Below are 19,323 nucleotides of genomic sequence, written 5' to 3'. Positions count from 1 at the left end.
TCAGGGAACGAGCCGGACCGTCGCCCCGGGGATGTCGATGCGGCCGAGCCGGGTGCCCCAGCGCTCGCCGGGCTCGACGGGAAGCGCCCGCGTCAGCGTCCCCGTGGAGACGATCTCCCCGGCCTCGATCGGCAGCGCCTCCGGGTCGCCCGCCACGACCTCCACGAGGTGGCGCAGCGCCGCGAGCGGCCCGCCGCCGAGCACGTTGGCGGAATGGCCGCGGTCCATTTCCACGCCGTCGCGCAGCAGCACGATGTCGAAGTCGGCGAGGCGCTCGCGCCAGCGGTCCCGGTCGGCGGGAGCCACCGGGACGGGAGGACCCACGTGCAGGGCGCCGTGCAGGGCGAACGCCGCGACGGTGTCGGCGGCCCTGAAGCGCCAGCCGGCGAACAGAGACTGCACGATCTCGAAGCCGTGCGACACGGCGCCGATGCAGGCCATCAGCGCATCGTCGTCCATGTCCGGACGGGGCGCGGCAGCAAGGTGGAGCATGAGCTCCGGCTCGATCCGCGGCTCCACGAGGTGGCCGACCGGCAGGTCCGGGCCGTCGGCCGCGAAGCGGACCGTGCTGTCGTAGACGTGTCCCCAGATGGGGGCATGCACGCCGTACTCGTCCCAGATGGTGCGGTTCGTGAAGCCGACCTTTCGGCCCACCGGCCGCTCGCCGCGCGCCATCCGGCGGCGCCGGACGGCGGCGTTGACGCGGTAGGCCTGCGCGACGTCGAAGGCCGCGTCGCCCGCGGTGAAGGGCGGCAGCTGGCGGCGGTCGGACAGCGCGGAGAGGATCGCGTCGGCGCGCTCTTCGATGGTCGGATCGGCAGGCATCGTCCCCTCGCGCTCGTCGCGGTCTCTCAGGCCCGGCTCCCGTCCCAGTGCAGCACCTCGCAGTTGCGCAGCCAGCGGCCGGTCAGGGCGTGGAAGAAGGTCCCGTGGCCGACGACGGCGATGCGTGCCGAATCGTGCGTCCGCAGCCATTCGTCGAAGTGGTCGACCCGACGGGTGAACAGCCCGTGCGGCTCGGTCGCAAACGGACCCTTCGCGTCGGGTTCGTGGTGCCACCACGGGTCGTCGAGGTGGTCGAAGTCGAGGTGCGGGAAATCCGCCTTGAGGGCGGCGGGGGAGCGGCCGACGTCGCAGCTGCTCTCGAGGCGTTCGCGGTGCCGGCAGGTGACGTGCACGGGCACGGACCGATGGCCGAAGATGAGGTGCGTCGTCTGGAGGGCGCGGGTCAGCGGCGAGCAGACGACGATGTCGAACTCGTGCGACGCGAGCTCCTCGCGCGCCGCCATGGCCTGGCGCTGACCCAGTTCGGTCAGCCGCGCGTCGATGTGCCCGGGGTCCTCGCGGGTCCGCTCGTAGTGCTCGTTGAAGGTCGATTGGCCGTGACGGATCAGGACGAGGGTCTTCATGGGGCGGTCTTCAATTGGACGGTCTTGCGGGGCTCGCCCGGCGGATGCCTCGGTCGTAATGCGTCGCGTCACGCGACTCAACCTGTCGTCGTGCAGCCCCGCCCTGCTCAGACGTCCTCCCAGCGGCCGCTCGCGCCACCGCGCGCGATGGCGTCGATGATGCGCATGTTGAGGATGGCGTCCTCGATCCCCGCCGACAGGGGCGCGACGCCCCGCACCGCTTCGCCGAAGGCTTCGGCCTGGAGCTGGTACTGGTCGACGGCGGGGAACTCGATCTCCCTTGCGCTGCGTCCGCCCGGCTTCGAGCCGTCGTCGAGGAAGATCCGGCAGGGCTGGTCCGGCGGCGCGTTGAAGGGGATCTCGATCTCGATGCGCCCTTTTGTGCCCAGCGCCTGCACCCGCTGGAACGGCACGAGCTGCGTCGAGACGGTGAAGCCCAGGTGGCGGCCCCGGCCGAAGTCGAGAAGGCCGCTTGTCAGAACGTCGGTGCCGAACGCGGCCGAGCGCTCGACCAGCGCCGCGGCGCGGAGCGGGTCGGCGCGGAAGAGCAGGCGCCCGGACATCACGGCGTAGCAGCCGATGTCGAGCAGGCCGCCGCCGCCAATGTCGGCCCGGTTGCGGATGTTGGCGGGATCGTCGTTGAAGTAGCTGAACAGGACCTGCACCGACCGAAGCTCGCCGACCGCGCCTTCGGCGACCAGCTGCGCCGCACGTTTCCACTGGGGGTGGTGGCGGATCATGAAGGCCTCGGCCACCAGCACCCCGGCGGGGACCTGCCGCAGCGCCTCCGCTTCGGCCGCCGTGATCGCGACCGGCTTCTCGCACAGCACGTGCTTGCCGGCGCGCGCGGCGGCCAGCGTCAGCGGCACGTGGAGATGGTTGGGCAGCGGGTTGTAGATCGCCTCGACGTCGGGATCGGCGATGAGCGCCTCGTAGCTGGCGTGCGCGCGCGCCGCGCCGCATTCGGCGGCGAAGGCGGCGGCTCGGTCGGCGTCGCGCGAGGCGACGGCGACGATGCGCAGCCTGTCGCTGCGCAGCATGCCGGGCACCACCTTCTGGCGGGCGATCCGGGCGGCGCCGAGGATGCCCCAGCGAACGGGTTGGGTCGGTGATGTCACGGCGGTGTCTCCCGGGCCCGGACGGGCACGGCCCATTCAGGCCCGGAAGCCGTCGTCACGCAAGCCGAAGTCTCCTCAGGACATGGGGGCGCCGAGGCGCTCCAGCATCCGGGCGTGGCCGCGCAGGGCCGGCAGCGTCCGGGACGCGAAGCGGCGCAGGCCGGGGTCGTCGCCGCGCCGGGCGTAGTCGCCGAACAGCGCCAAAGCCTCGCGATGGGCCTGCGCCTGCATGGTCAGGTAGGCGTCGTCGAAGGCCGGCCCGGACGCCGCGCGCAGGCTCGCCAGCATGGCCGCGTGCCGGGCATCGAGCTGCATCGGCGGCGCCGCCATGCCGCTGCGCTCGAGGACAGCCATCATCTGCTGGGTCGCGCGGGTGTGGTCGCGGATCATCCGGTCGGCGAAGCGTCTCACGGCGGGGTTCGAGGCGCGCTCCATGGCGACGCGGCTCGTCTCGATCTCGAACAGGTTGGCACCGGCCGCCATGGTGGCGAATTCCGCCGCCGACGAGGCGGTGGTGGCGGGTGTCGCCGACATCATCGGGGCGAGCGGCATCGGCGCGCAGGCGGCGGCCGAGAGCGCCAGCGCCACGGCGAGCATGGGAGGCCGCATGGTGTGCGGGAGGGTGGACATGGGCGTCTCCTTGGAGGGGATGAGGAGACCCGGCAATGCGGGGGCTGCCCGCGTTGTTCCATTTCGCTGCCGTGACGACCGGCACCGTGGCGTCAGGCTGCCTCCTCGCCCGGACCGAGGGGCGGCTCGTCGCTGTCGGAGGCGGGATCGCGGGCGCGCAGGGTGGCCAGCCCGATCAGCTGGTCCAGGAGCACCGTGGCCGTGGGATCGGCTCCGGGGGGATCGCGCAGCACGCGGAACGTGGAGACCACGACTCGGCCCCGGCCGTAGGGGCGTTCCAGCGACAGGGCGACCGGCTTGTGGATCCAGCCGATCACGAGGCCGGCATGCACGCGCGACTGGAAGTCGAGCAGGTTCGGCCCCGCGATCACGTGGTCGGGGATCACGCGGTCGAACGTCTCGTCGATCATCGGGCCACCCGGCAGGGCCGCGAAGGGGCCCCGGCGGACCAGCCAGGCGAAGGTCGAGGCCCAGTCGCCGGCCCAGAGCGTGTCCTTGCGCGCCTTCACGGCCACGTTCTGCCAGTGCGGGAAGAACGGATAGAGGCTCATGGGCGCAGCCGGCAGCAGGACCAGCCGCCCGCCGCGGCGCACCGCGTCGGCCAGCGGCTTGTCGAAGGCCTGTGCCACCACGACGTCGGCCGTCTGCAGGTCGTCGGCGAGGCGGTGGCCGATCGCGGCGAGCCGCTCCCGCACGGCAGGATCCGGTGACCAGACGAGTCGCCGGCCGTCGCCGGCCGGGTCTCGGCGCGGGTGGAGCGCGGTCTGGATCCGGTTCGTGGCGAGCAGGCGGTGGCCGTCGTCGCGCAGCGTGAACGCCACCTCCACCATCCGCGGCTCGGCTGTCTCCGGCAGCCCGACGTCGACGATGCCGGACGCCGCGCCGGCGAACGGCATGGAGACCGGATCGGCGCCGTCGACCGACATCTCGACCACGCCGGGGCCGAGTGCCGGACCGGCGCCGTGCGCCACGGAAAGGTCGATCCGCATCGTCTCGCCCGACCAGTGGGAGAGCCGCTCCCAGCGCGGGATGACGACCGTGTCGGCGTTGATCTCGGCGAACACGCGGTGGAACACCCGCGGGTTGCGTCGCATGTCGAGCAGGCCGTTCGCCTCCCAGTGGACGTCGGTGAACTCGGTGATGACGTAGCCGGCGATGCCCGGGCGGCGGCGCATCGTCTCGATTTCGTACTTCAGCGCCCGGTACTGCTGCCACTGGCAGGCCATGACGAAGCCTCGCATCGAACCGAAGACGCGGCCCAGGCTCCAGTCGTTGAAGCGGTTTTCGACGCCGTGGGCGTACATGATCCCCTCGCCCCAGTCGTGGCCGGTCTCGAACCACCAGGGTTCCTCGCCGTTCTCGTCGCGCAGGTCGGCCGGGTCCGGCAGGCCCCAGTTCCCGAACTCCGAGCACATCAGGGGCTCGTCACCGCGGATCACGGCGTCGCCCTCGGGGCTGAACAGCCAGTCCGGGCGGCTCGCCAGCTTCTCCACGAAGTGGTCCCAGGCGCGGCGGTTGTCGGGATAGGCGGCATAGTAGTGGATGTCGGCGATGTCCGTCTCGACGTGGAAGGACGGGGCCAGCGGCGAGTTGTCCACCACGAGGCGCGTGGGGTCGTACGCCTTCAGCCAGTGGTAGGTCTGCTTGAGCCACGCGCGGTGGTCGGCGTCGTGCACGAGGTCGACGCCCCAGTTCTCGTTGATGATCGTCCAGATGACGATGGAGGGGTGGTTCCCGTCCCGGTCGACGATGCCCTTGAGCAGGCGTTCCTTGCGGGCACGGGAGCGTTCGGTGGAGAGGCCGCCGTTGGGCAGCTCCGTCCAGATCAGCAGGCCCATCCGGTCGGCCACCTCGTAGTACCGGGGATCGGGCGCCTTGATGTGGCAGCGCAGGCAGTTCAGGCCGAGTTCCTTCGCCTTGCGGAACTGGTCCTCCAGGAACGCAGTGGAGGGAACGGTGCAGATCGTGTCGGGGTAGTAGTCCTGATCGAGCGCCGCCCGCAGCACGATGGGCTCGCCGTTGAGATACAGGCGCCCGTTCCGTGCCTCGATGGTGCGGAAGCCGAAGTGGTCCGCCGTCGTGTCGATGGGGTCGCCGCCCTGCATCAGCGAGACGGACAGCGCGTAGAGGTTGGGCTTGTCGGGCGACCACGGCCTCGCCTGGGGCACGTGCAGCACGACGCAAAGCTCCTCGTCGCCCGGAAGCACCGTCTCCGTGGTGGCGGCCACGACCTCGCCGTCGGGCGCGGTGATCATGAAGCGGAGCGCGTGGCCGTGGTTCAGGGGCGCGAAGAAGTGGGCCGTGGCGCGGACCTCGCCCGTCGCGAGGTCCGGAACGATCCGCAGCCGCGACACGTGGTCGTGGTGGCGCTGCTCGATCCAGACCGACTGCCAGACGCCGGAGAGCGGCCCGTACCAGCTCTGCTTGCCAAACGGAATCTCGGCAAAGGGGGCGTCGGGGTAGAGGGTGGGATCGTCGGTGGGGCTCTCGACGCGGAGCTTGAGTTCGTTCTCGCCCTCGACGAGGTATTCGCTCACGTCGAAGGCAAAGGGCAGGAACCCGCCTTCGTGCCGCCCCACCGGGATTCCGTTGAGCCAGACCCGGGTGTGGTGGAACACGGCGCCGAAGTGCAGGACGAGCCGACCGTTCTTGAAGCCGACCGGCACGTCGAACACGCGGCGGTAGATTCCGGTGCCGGCCCGGGTGCGCAGGTCGCGGAACTGCGCCTGCCACGGCCCAGGCACCGTGATCGAGCGGACCTGGATCGGCTCGATCTGGCGGTCGTCGGCCACGTACAGGAACTCCCAGACGCCATCCAGCGCGATCGTCGGTCTCATGCGCGGGCCCTTGCTTGCCGGTGTGCGGGACGCATCGTGGGGAAGGGGATCGGTTCGCGGGCGCCAGGGCGGCGCGGGCGTTCAGCGGGCGCGGCCGGCTCCGGGAGGAGCGGGGGCCAGGGCACGAGCGAGCATCGGCGTGATCATGGCCGCCTCCCTTTTCTCCTCAACTGCAGCGATGCCGATCCGGTTCCCCGTCGTGGTCCGCCGCGTGCCGGAGCGGCGTTGACGGCGCGGGAACCAGCACCCGCGTGCCACGTTGCAGCAGCAGCCCTCTCCGCGGCGTCTCCCACGTTTTCAACGGATCCCGCCGTCACCCACGGTTGATCGGACCGGCCGCGGAGCCATGCCCTCTTGCAAGGACGGTCCGGCCATGCCGCAGACACCGCCGCTTTCCCGCCATGCCCGCAGCCTTGGCCGACCCCAGACGTCGACCGGCGGCTCGCCCGCCTCGATGCTCGCCCGCGCCGCCACGACGCTGGTCGACGGACCGGGACCGGCCGCCGCGTCGAAGCCTTTGCTGATCTGCTTCTCCCACCTTCGGTGGAACTTCGTCTTCCAGCGGCCACAGCACCTCCTGACGAGGGCCGCGCGGCACTACCGCGTCGTCGTCTTCGAGGAACCGGTGTTCGGCGCCGTCGAGAGCCCGTCGCTCGACGTCTCTTCGTCTCCCGAGGGCGTGACGGTGGTGGTGCCGCAACTGCCCGACGGGATGAGCGAGCGGGCCGGGGCGCTGGCGCAGCGGCACCTGCTGGATGCCTTCGTCGCCCGCGAGGGCGCGCCCCAGATCCTCTGGTACTACACGCCGCTCGCCATGCAGTTCTCCACCCATCTCGCGGCGCCGGTCCGGCTCTACGATTGCATGGACGAGCTGAGCGGGTTCCGGAACGCGCCCGCCTCGCTGCCGCTCATGGAGCGGCGCCTGATGGCCCGGGCCGACCTCGTCTTCACCGGCGGCATGAGCCTCTACGAGGCGAAGCGCGGGCGGCACCCCAGCGTCCATGCGTTCCCCTCCAGCGTCGAGCAGGGCCACTTCCGACGCGCCAGGGCACCCGACCGGACCGACCCGCAGGACCAGGCCGGCCTGCCCCGGCCGCGGCTGGGATTCTTCGGAGTCGTCGACGAGCGGATGGACCTCGGCCTCGTCGAGGCCGCCGCGTCGCTGCGGCCGGACTGGCAGTTCGTGATGCTGGGGCCGGTCGTGAAGATCGACGAGGCGTCCCTGCCGCGCCGGCCGAACCTGCACTGGCTCGGCGGCAAGGCCTATCGCGACCTGCCGGACTATCTCGGCGGCTGGAACGCGGGCATCATGCCCTTCGCCCTCAACGAGGCGACCCGCTTCATCAGCCCGACCAAGACGCCCGAGTTCCTCGCGGCGGGGCTCCCCGTCGTCTCGACCCCCGTGGCCGACGTCGTGCGGCCCTACGGCGACCGCGGGCTCGTCGCGATCGCGGCCGACCCCGGGGCGTTCGTCGCAAGGGCGGCAGAGCTCATGGCGGGGCCGCCGGCGGGATGGCGGGAGGCGGTGGAGAGGCATCTCTCGACCATGTCGTGGGACCGCACCTTCGACGCCATGCACGCGCTCATCCGGCGGGTGGCGGCAGACAAGGCGCGGACCGACCGACCCGCCGTGGCCGTTCCGCCGCGGGTCGCCTCGGAGGGCGCCCATGTTTGACTGGCTCGTCGTCGGGGCTGGCTTCGCCGGCAGCGTCCTGGCCGAACGCCTGGCCAGCCAGCGCGGGGAGCGGGTGCTGGTGATCGACCGGCGCAACCACGTGGGCGGCAACGCCTACGACCGCACGGATGATCACGGCCTGCTGATCCACCAGTACGGGCCGCACATCTTCCACACCAACGCCCGGTCGATCGTCGACTACCTCTCGTCGTTTACCGCATGGAGGCCCTACGAGCACCGGGTGCTGGCGGAGGTCGACGGGATGCTGGTGCCCATCCCGATCAACCTCGACACGGTGAACGCGCTCTACGGCCTCTCGCTGAAGGAGGACGAGGTCGAGGCCTTCTTCGCACGGCAGGCGGAGGCCGTCGAAACGATCCGCACCTCCGAGGACGTGGTCGTCTCCCGGGTCGGCCGCGACCTCTACGAGAAGTTCTTCCGCGGCTACACGCGCAAGCAGTGGGGGCTCGACCCATCCGAGCTGGACAAGTCGGTGACGGCACGCGTCCCTGTCCGCACCAACCGGGACGACCGCTACTTCAACGATGCGTTCCAGATGATGCCGCTGCACGGATACACGCGGATGTTCGAGCGCATGCTCGACCACCCCAGGATTCACGTGATGCTGCAGACGTCGTTCGAGCAGATCCGCGAGGTCATCCCCTACCGACGGTTGATCTACACCGGCCCTGTCGACGCCTTCTTCGATTACCGGTGCGGGCCGCTGCCGTATCGCTCGCTGCGCTTCGAGCATGTCGCGCTCGACAAGACGTGGCACCAGCCGGTGGCCGTGGTGAACTACCCGCAGACGCAGGACTACACCCGCGTCACGGAGTACAAGCACCTCACCGGCCAGCGCCACCCGATGACGGCTCTCACCTCCGAATACCCGAGCGCCGAGGGCGATCCCTACTACCCGATCCCGATGCCGCGGAACGCCGAGCTCTACCGGCGCTACGAGGCGCTGGCGCGGGCGACGCCGGACACCTGGTTCGTCGGCCGGCTCGCGACCTACCGCTATTACAACATGGACCAGGTGGTCGGGCAGGCGCTGGCCACCTTCCAGAGGATCCAGCAGGGGCTGCCCGCGTCGGCGGCCGCCGAGGCGGCGGAGTAGCGGCAGGGGAGGCGCCCGCGCGGCGCCTCCCCTGCCTGACCGCGGCCGTGCGCAGAGCGACGGTGCGCCCGGCGCAGGGCTTTTCGCACCGCACAGTGCCCCGACTTCCAGTATCAAGCGGGGATGACGCTTCGCGAGCTCATCCTGCGCCACGGCGGGACCGTGGCCTTCGGCTACGGCCTGGCCCTGAGCTCGTCCTTCGGCCAGACCTTCTTCGTCTCCCTCTCGGGGCCGGGCATCCGGGAGGCCTTCGGGCTCTCCCACGGCGGCTTCGGCGCCGCCTACTCGCTCGCGACGCTGTGCTCAGGGATGCTGATGATCTGGGCCGGCGGCGTCCTCGACCGCGTCTCCACGGAGGCCTACGCGGCCGTCTCCGTGCTCGGCCTGGCGCTGGCGGCCCTGTCGATCTCGCTGGCCCCGGGCGTGGCCGCGCTGGTCCTCTCGCTCTTCGCGCTCCGGCTGTTCGGGCAGGGCATGCTCGGCCACGCGGCCATTACCAGCACCGCGCGCCTGCCGCAGGCCATCCGCGGCCGCGCCGTGGGCATCGCCACGCTGGGGTTCTCGACGGGCGAGATGGTGATCCCCGGCATCGGCCTCGCCGTTCTCGCATCCTTCGGCTGGGAGGTCCTGTGGCGCGGTGTCGCCGGCGTGCTGGCGGTCGTGCTGCTGCTCATCCTGTTGAAGGCCTGGCGCGACAAGACGGTGGAGGTCCGGCCGGTCTCCACCGTCCCGGACGCGGCGTCGCCACCGGCCGGCTTGCTCCAGCGGAGGCGGGACGTGCTGCGCGACTGGCGGTTCCTCTGCTACGTCCCGGCGATGATCGCCCCGCCTGCGATCGTGACCGGCTACTTCTTCCATCAGCGGTTGATCGGCGAGCAGGTCGGCTGGGGCCTCGAGGCGCTGGCACTGGGCGTCCCCTCCTATGCCGTCTCCGGGCTCATCTCGACCATGGTGGCCGGCTCCCTGGTCGACCGGTTCCGCGCGGTACGCATGTGCCGCTTTCACCTCAGCGGGATCGCGGTGGCGTCGCTCGCCCTGGCGCTCTGGCCCGGCACGCCACCCGCGGTGCTCCTGTTCCCCCTGATGGCAGTCTCCGCCGCCGGCAACGGCGTCGTCACGCCGGCCCTGCTGGCCGAGCTCTACGGCACGGCCCGCCTCGGCACGATCCGGGCGCTCGCGGGGGCGATCATGGTGGTCGGCTCCGCCACGACGCCCGTTCTCTTCGGCATGCTGTTCGATGCGGGCGTCGGCATCGGCGCCATCGGCATCGGCAGCGCGCTGTACCTTGCGGTGGCTTCGGCCTTGACCATCCCCATCGGCCGCGGGGTCCGTGTCAATCCAAATTGACGCTCTGCGGTGTGAGGTCTAGCGTTCGGGCATGTCCGGCCGGCCTCTCACCTATCCTGCGCCCTCGGCGGTTCTCGAACTGCTGAAGCCGATCACGTGGTTCCCGCCGATGTGGGCCTTCGCCTGCGGCGTGGTCTCGTCGGGCGTCTCGATCTCGGCGAACTGGGGCGTGGCCCTGGTAGGGGTCCTGCTGGCCGGCCCGCTCGTTTGCGCCACCAGCCAGGCGGTCAACGACTGGTACGACCGGGAGGTCGATGCCATCAACGAGCCGCAGCGCCCCATTCCGTCGGGGCGCATCCCGGGGCGCTGGGGCCTGTGGATCGCCTGTGCGTGGACGGCGCTCTCGCTCGCCGTCGCTGCAATGCTGGGGTCGTGGGTGCTCATCGCGGCTGCGCTCGGCCTCGCGCTCGCCTGGGCCTACAGCGCCCCGCCGCTGCGTCTCAAGCGCAACGGCTGGTGGGGCAACGCGGCCTGCGCCGTGTCCTACGAGGGGCTTGCATGGGTCACCGGAGCCGCCGTGATGCTCGGCGGCGCACTGCCGCCGGCCCCGGCGCTCTGGCTCGCGGCGCTCTACAGCATCGGCGCACACGGCATCATGACGCTCAACGACTTCAAGTCGATCCGCGGCGACACGGAGATGGGCATCGACTCGCTGCCGGTGATGCTCGGCGCGGACGGCGCGGCCCGTGTGGCGTGCGCCGTCATGGCCCTGCCGCAGGTGGTGGTCATCGCGCTGCTGCTGAAGTGGGGACAGCCGCTGCACGCGCTGGGCGTTCTCGCGCTCCTCGCCGGGCAGGCGGTGCTCATGCGCCGGTTCCTGCGCGCGCCGGTGGAGCAGGCGCTCTTCTACAGTGGCTTCGGCGTCCCGCTCTACGTCAGCGGGATGATGGTCGCGGCCTTCGCCGTGCGCGGGTTCTGACGCGGCACTAGCCTCCCGCGCGCTCCACCCGCAGGGTCCGCCACCGCGACCGCGCGCCGGCGCCGTCCAGCAGCACGAGCACCATTCCATAGACGCCGCCGCCCACGGCCATGCTGGCGAGGAGCCCGGCCGCGGGGTGGCCGATGCCACGCAGCGGCCAGACGGCCGCGGTCATGGCCACGAGCGCGGCGACGATTCCCGCGCATTGGCTCCAGGGCACGGGCACCGGAGCGCGGGCGGCCACGAGCACCGCGGCGAGGAGGAGCGCTCCTCCCATCGCGAGGCTGAAACCGACGGCGTAGCCGATGGGACCGAGAGCCGGGGCCAGCCCCATGCCCAGGGCGACGGTACCGCCGAGCCCGGCCGCATGGGGAAGCAGCATCGGCAGCGTCCGGCTGCGGATCTGGAAGGCGGGAGACAGGGCGAACTGGATCAGCGCCCATGCGGCGAGGCCCGGGAGCAGCGCGAGCGAGTAGGCGGCGAAGGCGCCGCGGAACGCCTGCGGCACCAGGAGCCCGTCGACGTGCGGGAGGACGAGGCCATAGCCCAGTGCCGTCGGCAGCAGCACGGCGAGCACGACGACGAGGTTCTCGCCGACCTGCCGGCGGGCGGCGTCCTGTCCGTCCGTCGTCTCCTTCCGCACGGCGAGTTGGAACAGCAGCACGTCGAGGGCCGTGGCGGTGACGGCCACGACGCGGATGCCCATGTCGTAGGCGAGGGAGAAGCGCCCTGCCTCGGCCAGCCCGGCGTCCCCCGCCACCGCGGCGCGTGTCCAGAAGGCCTGAACCATGGCGAAGCCGCCGGCGGCCATCAGTGGCACGCCGTAAAGGGCGAAGCGGGCGACGAGATCACGGCGGGCGAGGGCGAGCCGGGCGCCGGGGTCGCGCAGGCCCCGCCCCCCGAAGCCGAGGCAGGCCGCGAGCGCTGCCGTTCCCGCCGCGAGCGTCGCGGCGGCGTCGTGGGTGAGGGCGGCCGCCGGCACCATCAGCCCCAGCATCAGGCCGTTGCGGAGCAGGACGAGCCGGGCGTAGTGCGCCTGCAGGAACCGGGCCCGGGCAAGGGCCGAGACGTAGTCGAAGAGTGCGTTCAGCGTGCAGAACAGGATCGCCAGCGCGGCCACGCCCGGGTGCGCGAGAACCGCCTGTCCGGCCACAACCGCTACCAGCGCGAGTGCTCCGAGCACCCCGGCGGTCGCGGCGACGGCGGCGTCGAGCGCGGCGCGCACCGCGGGGTCCTGCCCGTCCCGGCCGGCGTGGCGGGTGGCGGCGTGGCGCAGCCAGTCGAGCGCGGGTGACGCGAGGGCGCCGGCTCCCGCGACGCTGACCGCATAGAGGCCGAAGGCCGACGGCCCCAGCGCCGCGGCCAGCAGCAGGCCGAGCGCGAAATTGCCGAGCGAGTTGACGAGGAAGCTTGCGATCAGGCCCAAATCGGCGTCCGGAAGCGGTGGCGCGGGCCGCCATCGGCCCGCCTCGTTCGCGTGCGACGGTAACCAAACCGGGTGGCGGATCGATTAAGACGGCGCGCCGCCGTGTTTTGGCGATGCGCTCGGCCTTGACAGCGCGATGGGGCCTGCCTATCTCCGCAACGCCTTTGGCACTCGCTCAGACTGAGTGCTAACAGGTCCCCGTTCAGGATCGCTTCAGCGCCGTTGGGCGCGTCGCCGAGAGGAAAGAGACACCATGAAGTTCCGTCCGCTGCACGACCGCGTCGTCGTCCGCCGCCTCGAGTCCGAGGAGAAGACCAAGGGCGGCATCATCATCCCGGATTCCGCCAAGGAGAAGCCCCAGGAGGGCGAGATCATCGCGGTGGGCTCGGGTGCCCGCGACGAGACCGGCAAGCTCGTGCCGCTCGACGTGAAGAAGGGCGACCGCGTCCTGTTCGGCAAGTGGTCGGGCACGGAAGTGAAGATCGACGGCCAGGACCTCCTGATCATGAAGGAGTCCGACATCATGGGCGTGATCGGCAAGTAAGGCTCCGGCCTGCTCGCACACGCCACCCCGTAAATCCCTGCATTAGGAGCTAAACGTCATGGCTGCCAAGGACGTACGCTTTTCCTCCGACGCCCGCGACAAGATGCTGCGCGGCGTGGACATCCTCGCCAACGCGGTGAAGGTGACCCTCGGCCCCAAGGGCCGCAACGTCGTCATCGAGAAGAGCTTCGGCGCTCCCCGCATCACCAAGGACGGCGTCACCGTCGCCAAGGAGATCGAGCTCGAGGACAAGTTCGAGAACATGGGCGCCCAGATGGTGCGCGAAGTGGCCTCGAAGACCAACGACGTCGCCGGTGACGGCACGACGACGGCCACGGTGCTCGCCCAGGCGATCGTGAAGGAAGGCGCCAAGGCGGTGGCCGCCGGCATGAACCCGATGGACCTGAAGCGCGGCGTCGATCTCGCCGTCGCCGCGGCCATCAAGGACATCTCGGCCCGCGCCAAGAAGGTGAAGTCCTCGGCCGAGGTGGCCCAGGTCGGCACGATCTCCGCCAACGGCGACTCGTCGATCGGCGAGATGATCGCCCAGGCGATGCAGAAGGTCGGCAACGAGGGCGTCATCACGGTCGAGGAGGCCAAGAGCCTCGAGACCGAGCTCGACGTCGTCGAGGGCATGCAGTTCGACCGCGGCTACCTCTCCCCGTACTTCATCACGAACGCGGAGAAGATGGTCGCCGAGCTCGAGGACCCCTACATCCTCATCCACGAGAAGAAGCTGTCGTCGCTGCAGGCGATGCTGCCGATCCTCGAGGCGGTCGTGCAGACGGGCAAGCCGCTGCTGATCATCGCCGAGGACGTCGAGGGCGAGGCCCTCGCGACGCTCGTCGTCAACAAGCTGCGCGGCGGCCTCAAGGTCGCGGCGGTGAAGGCCCCGGGCTTCGGTGATCGCCGCAAGGCGATGCTCGAGGACATCGCGGTCCTTACGTCGGGCCAGATGATCGCCGAAGACCTCGGCATCAAGCTCGAGTCGGTGACGCTCAACATGCTCGGCCGCGCCAAGAAGGTGCGCATCGAGAAGGAGAACACCACGATCGTCGACGGCGCCGGCAAGAAGAAGGACATCGAGGCCCGCGTCCAGCAGATCAAGGCGCAGATCGAGGAGACCACCTCGGACTACGACCGCGAGAAGCTGCAGGAGCGTCTGGCGAAGCTCGCGGGCGGCGTCGCGGTGATCCGCGTCGGCGGCGCGACCGAGGTCGAGGTGAAGGAGAAGAAGGACCGCGTCGACGACGCGCTCAACGCCACCCGCGCTGCGGTGGAAGAGGGCATCGTCCCCGGCGGCGGCACCGCTCTCCTGCGCGCCAAGGGCGCCGTGTCGAAGCTGAAGTCGGACAACGCCGACGTTCAGGCCGGCATCAACATCGTGATGAAGGCCCTCGAGGCCCCCATCCGCCAGATCGTCGAGAACGCGGGCGTCGAGGGTTCGATCGTCGTCGGCAAGATCGGCGAGAACAAGTCGCAGACCTTCGGCTTCAATGCCCAGACGGAGCAGTACGTCGACATGCTCGACGCCGGCATCGTCGACCCGGCCAAGGTGGTCCGCACGGCTCTCCAGGATGCCGCTTCGGTGTCCGGCCTGCTGATCACGACCGAGGCCATGGTGGCCGAGCTGCCGAAGGACAAGCCGGCCCCGGCGATGCCGGGCGGCGGCGGCATGGGCGGCATGGACTTCTGATCCACCGTCCGGTCACGGAACACAGAAAGGGCGCCGCGAGGCGCCCTTTCTCGTTTGGACGCATCCCGGGAGGCGTCGGCAGCCACCGCGGCGGACCAGGTTCGCGCGCACGCGCATCCTGCCGGCAGGCGGTGCCGGAGAACCCCTTCAGTCGGAGAGATTCGAGAGTGCGGGCGCCGGCGTGCGCGCCGGGCGCCTCAGAGCGTGCGGTCGAAGCGCAGTTCGCCGTTCTGGCCGGTGATGACGAGCTGGCCGTCCTTCACGTCCCACGTCGCGGCCGTGCGCAGGATGACCAGGAAAGCACGCTCGCGGTCCATCAGGGCCTTGTCGCAGGCCTTGCGGGTCACGGCGAGGGGGCCGACTGCGAAGCGCTGCTGCGCCAGCGGGTAGGCGGACGCGGAATAGGTATTGCAGCCGGCGAAGCCGCGGGCGCGCAGGGACTCGTCGACGATGATCGTCGGCTTGTTGTCGGCAATCGGCTTGCCGGCGAAAGTCTGCAGCGTCCACTGAGAGCCGAAGGGGAACTGCTTCGGCTTGGCGCCCTGGGCGAGGGCCGGCGCGCCTGCGGCGGCGACACCGGCTGCGGCGGCAAGGCCGAAGAGGGCGGCGCGGGCGGACGACGAAAGGCGCAGGGGCATGGTCGCGATGGACTCCGTGAAGCGGCGCGGAGAATAGACATGTCGCCCCATCGCCGCAACGCCGGGTGGCATGCTCCGCGAAGGAACATTTTTTCTCAGGCTGTCGTGATCCGGGCCCGACGACAGGGCGTAGATCAAGCCGACGTCCCCCGACGTCTCTCCCCGGCAGGCGGCATACCCCCCGTAAGCTTGCCTGCCATCTTCGCCGAGGCCGCCCTCTCCCCCGGGGGCGGCCTCTTTTTTGGGCGGAGGACCGGTGCAAGGACCAGATCCCTTCCCCGTCCTCAGCCGATTCGCCGCTCCAGCCGCTCGATGAGCGGGTTGGACGCCGTGAAGACGTAGTCGGCCTCCGCGACCGAAACGCGGGTGGCGCCCTGGCCGACGAGCCATTCCGCCAGCGCGAAGACGGTGTTCCGCGGGCACTCCAGCACGATGCGCTCGCCGAGGTCCGTTCCTGTCCACAGGCCGCGGGCACTGAAGCGCGCCTCGGCCGTCGCGATGTCGGCGGGAGTCGCCCCGGGCCACAGCGCGCGGACCTCCCGCGAGGTGCGGGCCTGCTCCTCGGCGGCGATGCGCGCGAGGATGGAGGTGACGGCCGCGCGGGCGCGGGTCCCCCACGGCGCCGTCACGGAGGCGACGAGGTTCGCCTCGCTGCGCAGCATGATGCCATCCTCCACCACCTTCAGCGCGTTGGCGGCGAGCGTGGCGCCCGTCGTGGTGATGTCGACGATGAGCTCGGCCGAGCCGGACGCGGGGGCCCCCTCGGTGGCGCCGAGGCTCTCGACGATCCGGTAGTCGGCGACGCCATGGCTGGCGAACCAGGCGCGGGTCAGGTTCACGTACTTCGTCGCGACCCGCATCTTGCTGCCGTGGCGGGCGCGGAAGGCGGAAGCCACGTCCTCGAGGTCGGCCATGCGGCGCACGTCGATCCACGCCTGCGGCACCGCCACGACCACGTTGGCATGGCCGAAGCCGAGCGGCGTCAGCAACTCCAGCTTGCGGTCGGCGTCGGGGATCGACTCACGGATGAGGTCCTCGCCGGTGATGCCGAGGTGAGCGCCGCCCTGCGAGAGCTCTCGCGCGATCTCGGAGGCGGAGAGGAACAGGACCTCGACGTCCGCGACGCCGGCGATGGTGCCGCGGTAGTCGCGGCTGCCGCGTCCCTGCACCAGCGGCAGGCCGGCGCGGGCGAAGAAGGAGAAGGTGTTCTCCTGCAGCCGGCCCTTTGAGGGGACGGCGAGGGTGAGGGGGGCGTCCAGCGACACGCTCATCGCACGGCCTCCGCGAGGCGTTCGAGCCAGATCGAGCAGCCGACGGCGGGAACGGCGCGGTCGGCGCCCAGCGTCTGCAGCAGGCGGTCGTAGCGGCCGCCGCCCACGAGCGGCGGGGCAGCGGGGCGGCGGGCGTCGCGGATCTCGAACACGGCGCCCGTGTAGTAGTCGAGGTTGCGGCCGAACGCGGCGGAGAAGGCCAGCGTCGTCACGTCGACCCCCCGTGCGGCGATGAATCCGGTGCGGGCGTCGAAGGCGTCGAGCACCGCGCCGAGGTCGAGCCCGGCCTCCGCTGCGATGGCCCGCAGGGCCGCCGATGCGGCGTCGGGGTCGCCCCGGACGGCGAGGAAGCGCGCCAGCACGGCCCGCGTCTCGGCGGGAATGCCGCCGTCGGCCTCGGCCGCGGCCTGCGCGAGGAAGCGCTCGGCGATCTCGGCGGCCGTGCGCCCGCCGACCGACGCGATGCCGGCGATCTTGAGGACGTCCTCGACGAAGGCGCGCGCCGCGCGAGGATCCTGCCCCTGCATGGCCTTGAGGAGGCCGGCATGTTCGCCGCCGGCCGCGCTGGCGTCGGCGAACTGGTCGAGCATGGCGGCGTCGAGGGTGCCCTGCGCATAGGCGCGCTTCAGCTTGCGGGCACGCGCCGGCGGCAGGTCGAGGGCGTCGAGCAGGGCGGAGAACAGTCCGACGTCGCCGAGACGGATGTCAGGCCGGGCAAGGCCCGCCGCCTCCACCGCCTCGAGGGCGAGGGCGAGGACCTCGGCGTCCGCGGCCTCGACGTCGGAGCGGCCGAAGGACTCGATGCCGACCTGCACGAACTCGCCGACCTCGCCGGGCCGCAGGCGGAACACGGGGCCGCAATAGCTGAAGGAAGCGCTGTCACCGGCGCCGGCCGCCAGCCAGGCACGGGCGACGGGGATGGTGAACTCGGGCCGCAGGGTCCATTCCCGGCCGTCGGCGTCCGTGGTGACGAACATGCGGCGGCGGATGTCCTCGCCCGACAGGTCGATGAACACCTCCGCCGGCTGCAGCACGGGCGGCTCGATGCGCGTGTAGCCGGCCTCGGCGAAGCGCGCGAGCAGCGCCTCCGCCCCGTCCGGTGTGCTCGTCTCAGGTCCCACGTCTCGTCCCCTGCGTCCGGGCGCCTCGTGCTGGCGGTCGCATGCCGTTGCCGAACAAGCCGGAATCCAGCTTTGCGCGGCATGCTCTAGCAGGCTGCGCCGTCTCGCGCGACCCCGCGCCGCCGATCGGCGCGCAAGAGCGCGCGAAGACCGCGGAGGCCGCCGCCGATCCCTCTAGCACGGCGAGTGTGAACGAGCGGTCAGCGACCGGCAGGGTGATCAGCCGTCGATGCGGACGGTGAAGGTGTGCGAAAGGACCGGCTTCTGGTCCCGCAGCACCTCGTAGAGGGCCGTGTACTCCCCGGCGGGGAACCCGGAGGGCGGGCGCTTGCGGCCGGCGAAGATCATCGACTGGGCCTGGTCGCGCGGCAGCGGCTTCAGCGCGGACTGCACGACCTGCCGGCCGTCCGGGCCGGTGATCGTCATGCGCTGGACGTCGCCCTGCTTGAGGCCGATAGCCCGGGCGAAGGCGACCAGCGCCTCGCTGTCACGAGAGGGCGGCGTCGCGCCGGCCGCTCCGGCCTCGATGGCCGGCATGTCGACCGGTCCTGCGGCAAAACCGGTATTGAGGACCGCGCGCGGAGCGTAGGCGAGGGCCTGCGCGACCGCCGGCGACCAGGCCACCCGCTGCCCGCCCGTGCCGCAAGTGCCGGGCGCGGCGTCGAGGGCGAAGGGATCGACCACCGTGTCGCCGCGGCGGACGGTGAAGTGGAGGTGCGGGTACTCGGTGTTCCCGGAGAGCCCGACGAGACCGAGCCTGTCCCCGGCGCCGACGGTGTCACCCGGCTTCACGGCGATGCTGCCGCGCGCCATGTGGCAGTACTGGGTGGTCCAGCCGCCGCCGTGGTCGATGACGAGGCCGTTGCCGCATTCCCGGCCGGCGACGGCGGCGAGCGTCCGCTCGCGGACGGAGATGTCGGGCTCCTCGTCCCGGATGGCGCGGACCTTCCCCGGCGCCGCGGCCAGCACGGCGACGCCACGCTTCTGGTCAGCCATGGAGAGGACCCGGATGTCCGTGCCATTGTGCTTGTCGTAGGTGCGCGTGCCGCAGGTGAAGTCCTTCGCCCCTTCGCCGGGATCGGCGTCGACGTAGTTCTGCACGAAACAGCTCGTGCCGATCCGGCAGTCGATCGGCAGGACGAAAGGAACCGGCGGCGCTGGGGACTGGGCGAGCGCGATGGCCGGCGTCAGGAGGAGCATGAGCCCAAGCCCAAGCCCGGCCATGGCATTCCGGGGGCCGGCGAAGGGCAGCGGGCAGAGCAGGGCGGAGGGGGCGTCGTCGCGGGTCATGGCCGCAGTCTACCTGCGATCGCGGCGCCTTCGCGACGAACCGCCGGTGGTATCGTCACCGGAATCCTTCCGGCGTTGCATTCAGGGCAATGTCTGCGCGCTCCGTTCACTTCGCCGGCAGCATCAACACCGTCATCCCCGGCAACCGCGAAGCGGTTGGGAAGGGGATCCAGACGCTGAGCACGCGTCCTCGCGGCCTCCCCTGGATCCCTTTCCCCTCCGCGGCCTTGCCGCTCCGGCCGGGGATGACGCCGAGGTTGAACGCTTCGTCGCGTGACTGCCGCC

Annotated in this window: 16 protein-coding genes; 6 read left to right on the top strand and 10 right to left on the bottom strand. The window is 71.2% G+C overall.

The genetic code is table 11. The annotated features are described in order from the left end of the window. The 5 genes from ACX9GQ_RS12350 to ACX9GQ_RS12330 all read right to left on the bottom strand — a co-directional run bounded on the left by ACX9GQ_RS12350 (position 1) and on the right by ACX9GQ_RS12330 (position 5,994). On the bottom strand, positions 1-825 hold the full coding sequence (locus ACX9GQ_RS12350) for a 2-keto-4-pentenoate hydratase (RefSeq protein ID WP_459629845.1): 825 nt from the start codon (positions 823-825) through the stop codon (positions 1-3). A gap of 26 nt (positions 826-851) precedes the next feature. Further along, positions 852-1,409, bottom strand: coding sequence for a histidine phosphatase family protein (locus ACX9GQ_RS12345; RefSeq protein WP_459629844.1), 558 nt, complete (start codon positions 1,407-1,409; stop codon positions 852-854). 107 nt (positions 1,410-1,516) lie between these two features. Then, positions 1,517-2,563 (bottom strand): Gfo/Idh/MocA family protein, encoded by a 1,047-nt coding sequence (locus ACX9GQ_RS12340; RefSeq protein WP_459629843.1) that lies wholly within the window; start codon positions 2,561-2,563, stop codon positions 1,517-1,519. Positions 2,564-2,602: 39 nt separating this feature from the next. Next, positions 2,603-3,157: a DUF4142 domain-containing protein gene (locus ACX9GQ_RS12335; protein WP_459629842.1), complete on the bottom strand. Its 555-nt coding sequence runs from the start codon at positions 3,155-3,157 to the stop codon at positions 2,603-2,605. Positions 3,158-3,249: 92 nt separating this feature from the next. Beyond that, entirely contained in the window at positions 3,250-5,994 is a 2,745-nt protein-coding gene (locus ACX9GQ_RS12330) for a glycoside hydrolase family 2 protein (RefSeq protein ID WP_459629841.1), read from the bottom strand. Between the two features lie 373 nt (positions 5,995-6,367). Between ACX9GQ_RS12330 and ACX9GQ_RS12325 the strand changes: the two genes are divergently transcribed. The 4 genes from ACX9GQ_RS12325 (at position 6,368) to chlG (ending at position 11,052) form a co-directional block, all read left to right on the top strand. Then, complete coding sequence (locus ACX9GQ_RS12325) at positions 6,368-7,669, top strand: glycosyltransferase (protein WP_459629840.1); 1,302 nt, start codon at positions 6,368-6,370, stop codon at positions 7,667-7,669. Then, the gene (gene glf / locus ACX9GQ_RS12320) at positions 7,662-8,786 is read left to right on the top strand and encodes a UDP-galactopyranose mutase (RefSeq protein WP_459629839.1); all 1,125 of its coding nucleotides are present in this window, start codon (positions 7,662-7,664) and stop codon (positions 8,784-8,786) included. The genes ACX9GQ_RS12325 and glf overlap by 8 nt, the downstream gene beginning before the upstream one ends. Before the next feature lie 123 nt (positions 8,787-8,909). Then, positions 8,910-10,133, top strand: coding sequence for an MFS transporter (locus ACX9GQ_RS12315; protein ID WP_459629838.1), 1,224 nt, complete (start codon positions 8,910-8,912; stop codon positions 10,131-10,133). Between the two features lie 31 nt (positions 10,134-10,164). Further along, complete coding sequence (chlG, locus tag ACX9GQ_RS12310; protein WP_459629837.1) at positions 10,165-11,052, top strand: chlorophyll synthase ChlG; 888 nt, start codon at positions 10,165-10,167, stop codon at positions 11,050-11,052. 7 nt (positions 11,053-11,059) lie between these two features. Here the strand turns inward: chlG and ACX9GQ_RS12305 are convergent, their stop codons facing one another. Continuing rightward, the gene (locus tag ACX9GQ_RS12305) at positions 11,060-12,478 is read right to left on the bottom strand and encodes a lipopolysaccharide biosynthesis protein (protein WP_459629836.1); all 1,419 of its coding nucleotides are present in this window, start codon (positions 12,476-12,478) and stop codon (positions 11,060-11,062) included. A 253-nt stretch (positions 12,479-12,731) separates the two neighbouring features. On the opposite strand from ACX9GQ_RS12305, the gene groES reads away from it, so the two are divergent. Continuing rightward, positions 12,732-13,022: a co-chaperone GroES gene (gene groES, locus ACX9GQ_RS12300; protein ID WP_459629835.1), complete on the top strand. Its 291-nt coding sequence runs from the start codon at positions 12,732-12,734 to the stop codon at positions 13,020-13,022. A 58-nt stretch (positions 13,023-13,080) separates the two neighbouring features. Continuing rightward, a complete protein-coding gene (groL, locus tag ACX9GQ_RS12295; RefSeq protein WP_459629834.1) occupies positions 13,081-14,718 on the top strand; it encodes a chaperonin GroEL in 1,638 nt (545 codons plus the stop codon). A 197-nt stretch (positions 14,719-14,915) separates the two neighbouring features. Here the strand turns inward: groL and ACX9GQ_RS12290 are convergent, their stop codons facing one another. From ACX9GQ_RS12290 to ACX9GQ_RS12275, 4 genes are all read right to left on the bottom strand, one after another. Continuing rightward, on the bottom strand, positions 14,916-15,356 hold the full coding sequence (locus ACX9GQ_RS12290) for an META domain-containing protein (RefSeq protein ID WP_459629833.1): 441 nt from the start codon (positions 15,354-15,356) through the stop codon (positions 14,916-14,918). A 284-nt stretch (positions 15,357-15,640) separates the two neighbouring features. Beyond that, a complete protein-coding gene (gene hisG / locus ACX9GQ_RS12285) occupies positions 15,641-16,627 on the bottom strand; it encodes an ATP phosphoribosyltransferase (protein ID WP_459629832.1) in 987 nt (328 codons plus the stop codon). Beyond that, positions 16,624-17,748: an ATP phosphoribosyltransferase regulatory subunit gene (locus ACX9GQ_RS12280; RefSeq protein WP_459629831.1), complete on the bottom strand. Its 1,125-nt coding sequence runs from the start codon at positions 17,746-17,748 to the stop codon at positions 16,624-16,626. Before ACX9GQ_RS12280 ends, hisG begins: the two co-directional genes overlap by 4 nt. A gap of 219 nt (positions 17,749-17,967) precedes the next feature. Then, positions 17,968-19,038 carry a M23 family metallopeptidase gene (locus ACX9GQ_RS12275; RefSeq protein ID WP_459629830.1) on the bottom strand — a complete coding sequence of 357 codons (1,071 nt, stop codon included), beginning with the start codon at positions 19,036-19,038 and terminating at the stop codon, positions 17,968-17,970. Positions 19,039-19,323 lie beyond the last annotated feature (285 nt).

The organism is Alsobacter sp. R-9 (assembly GCF_054612375.1).
The sequence above is the reverse complement of the archived record's forward strand: the minus strand, read 5'-3'. Positions and strand labels throughout refer to the sequence as shown.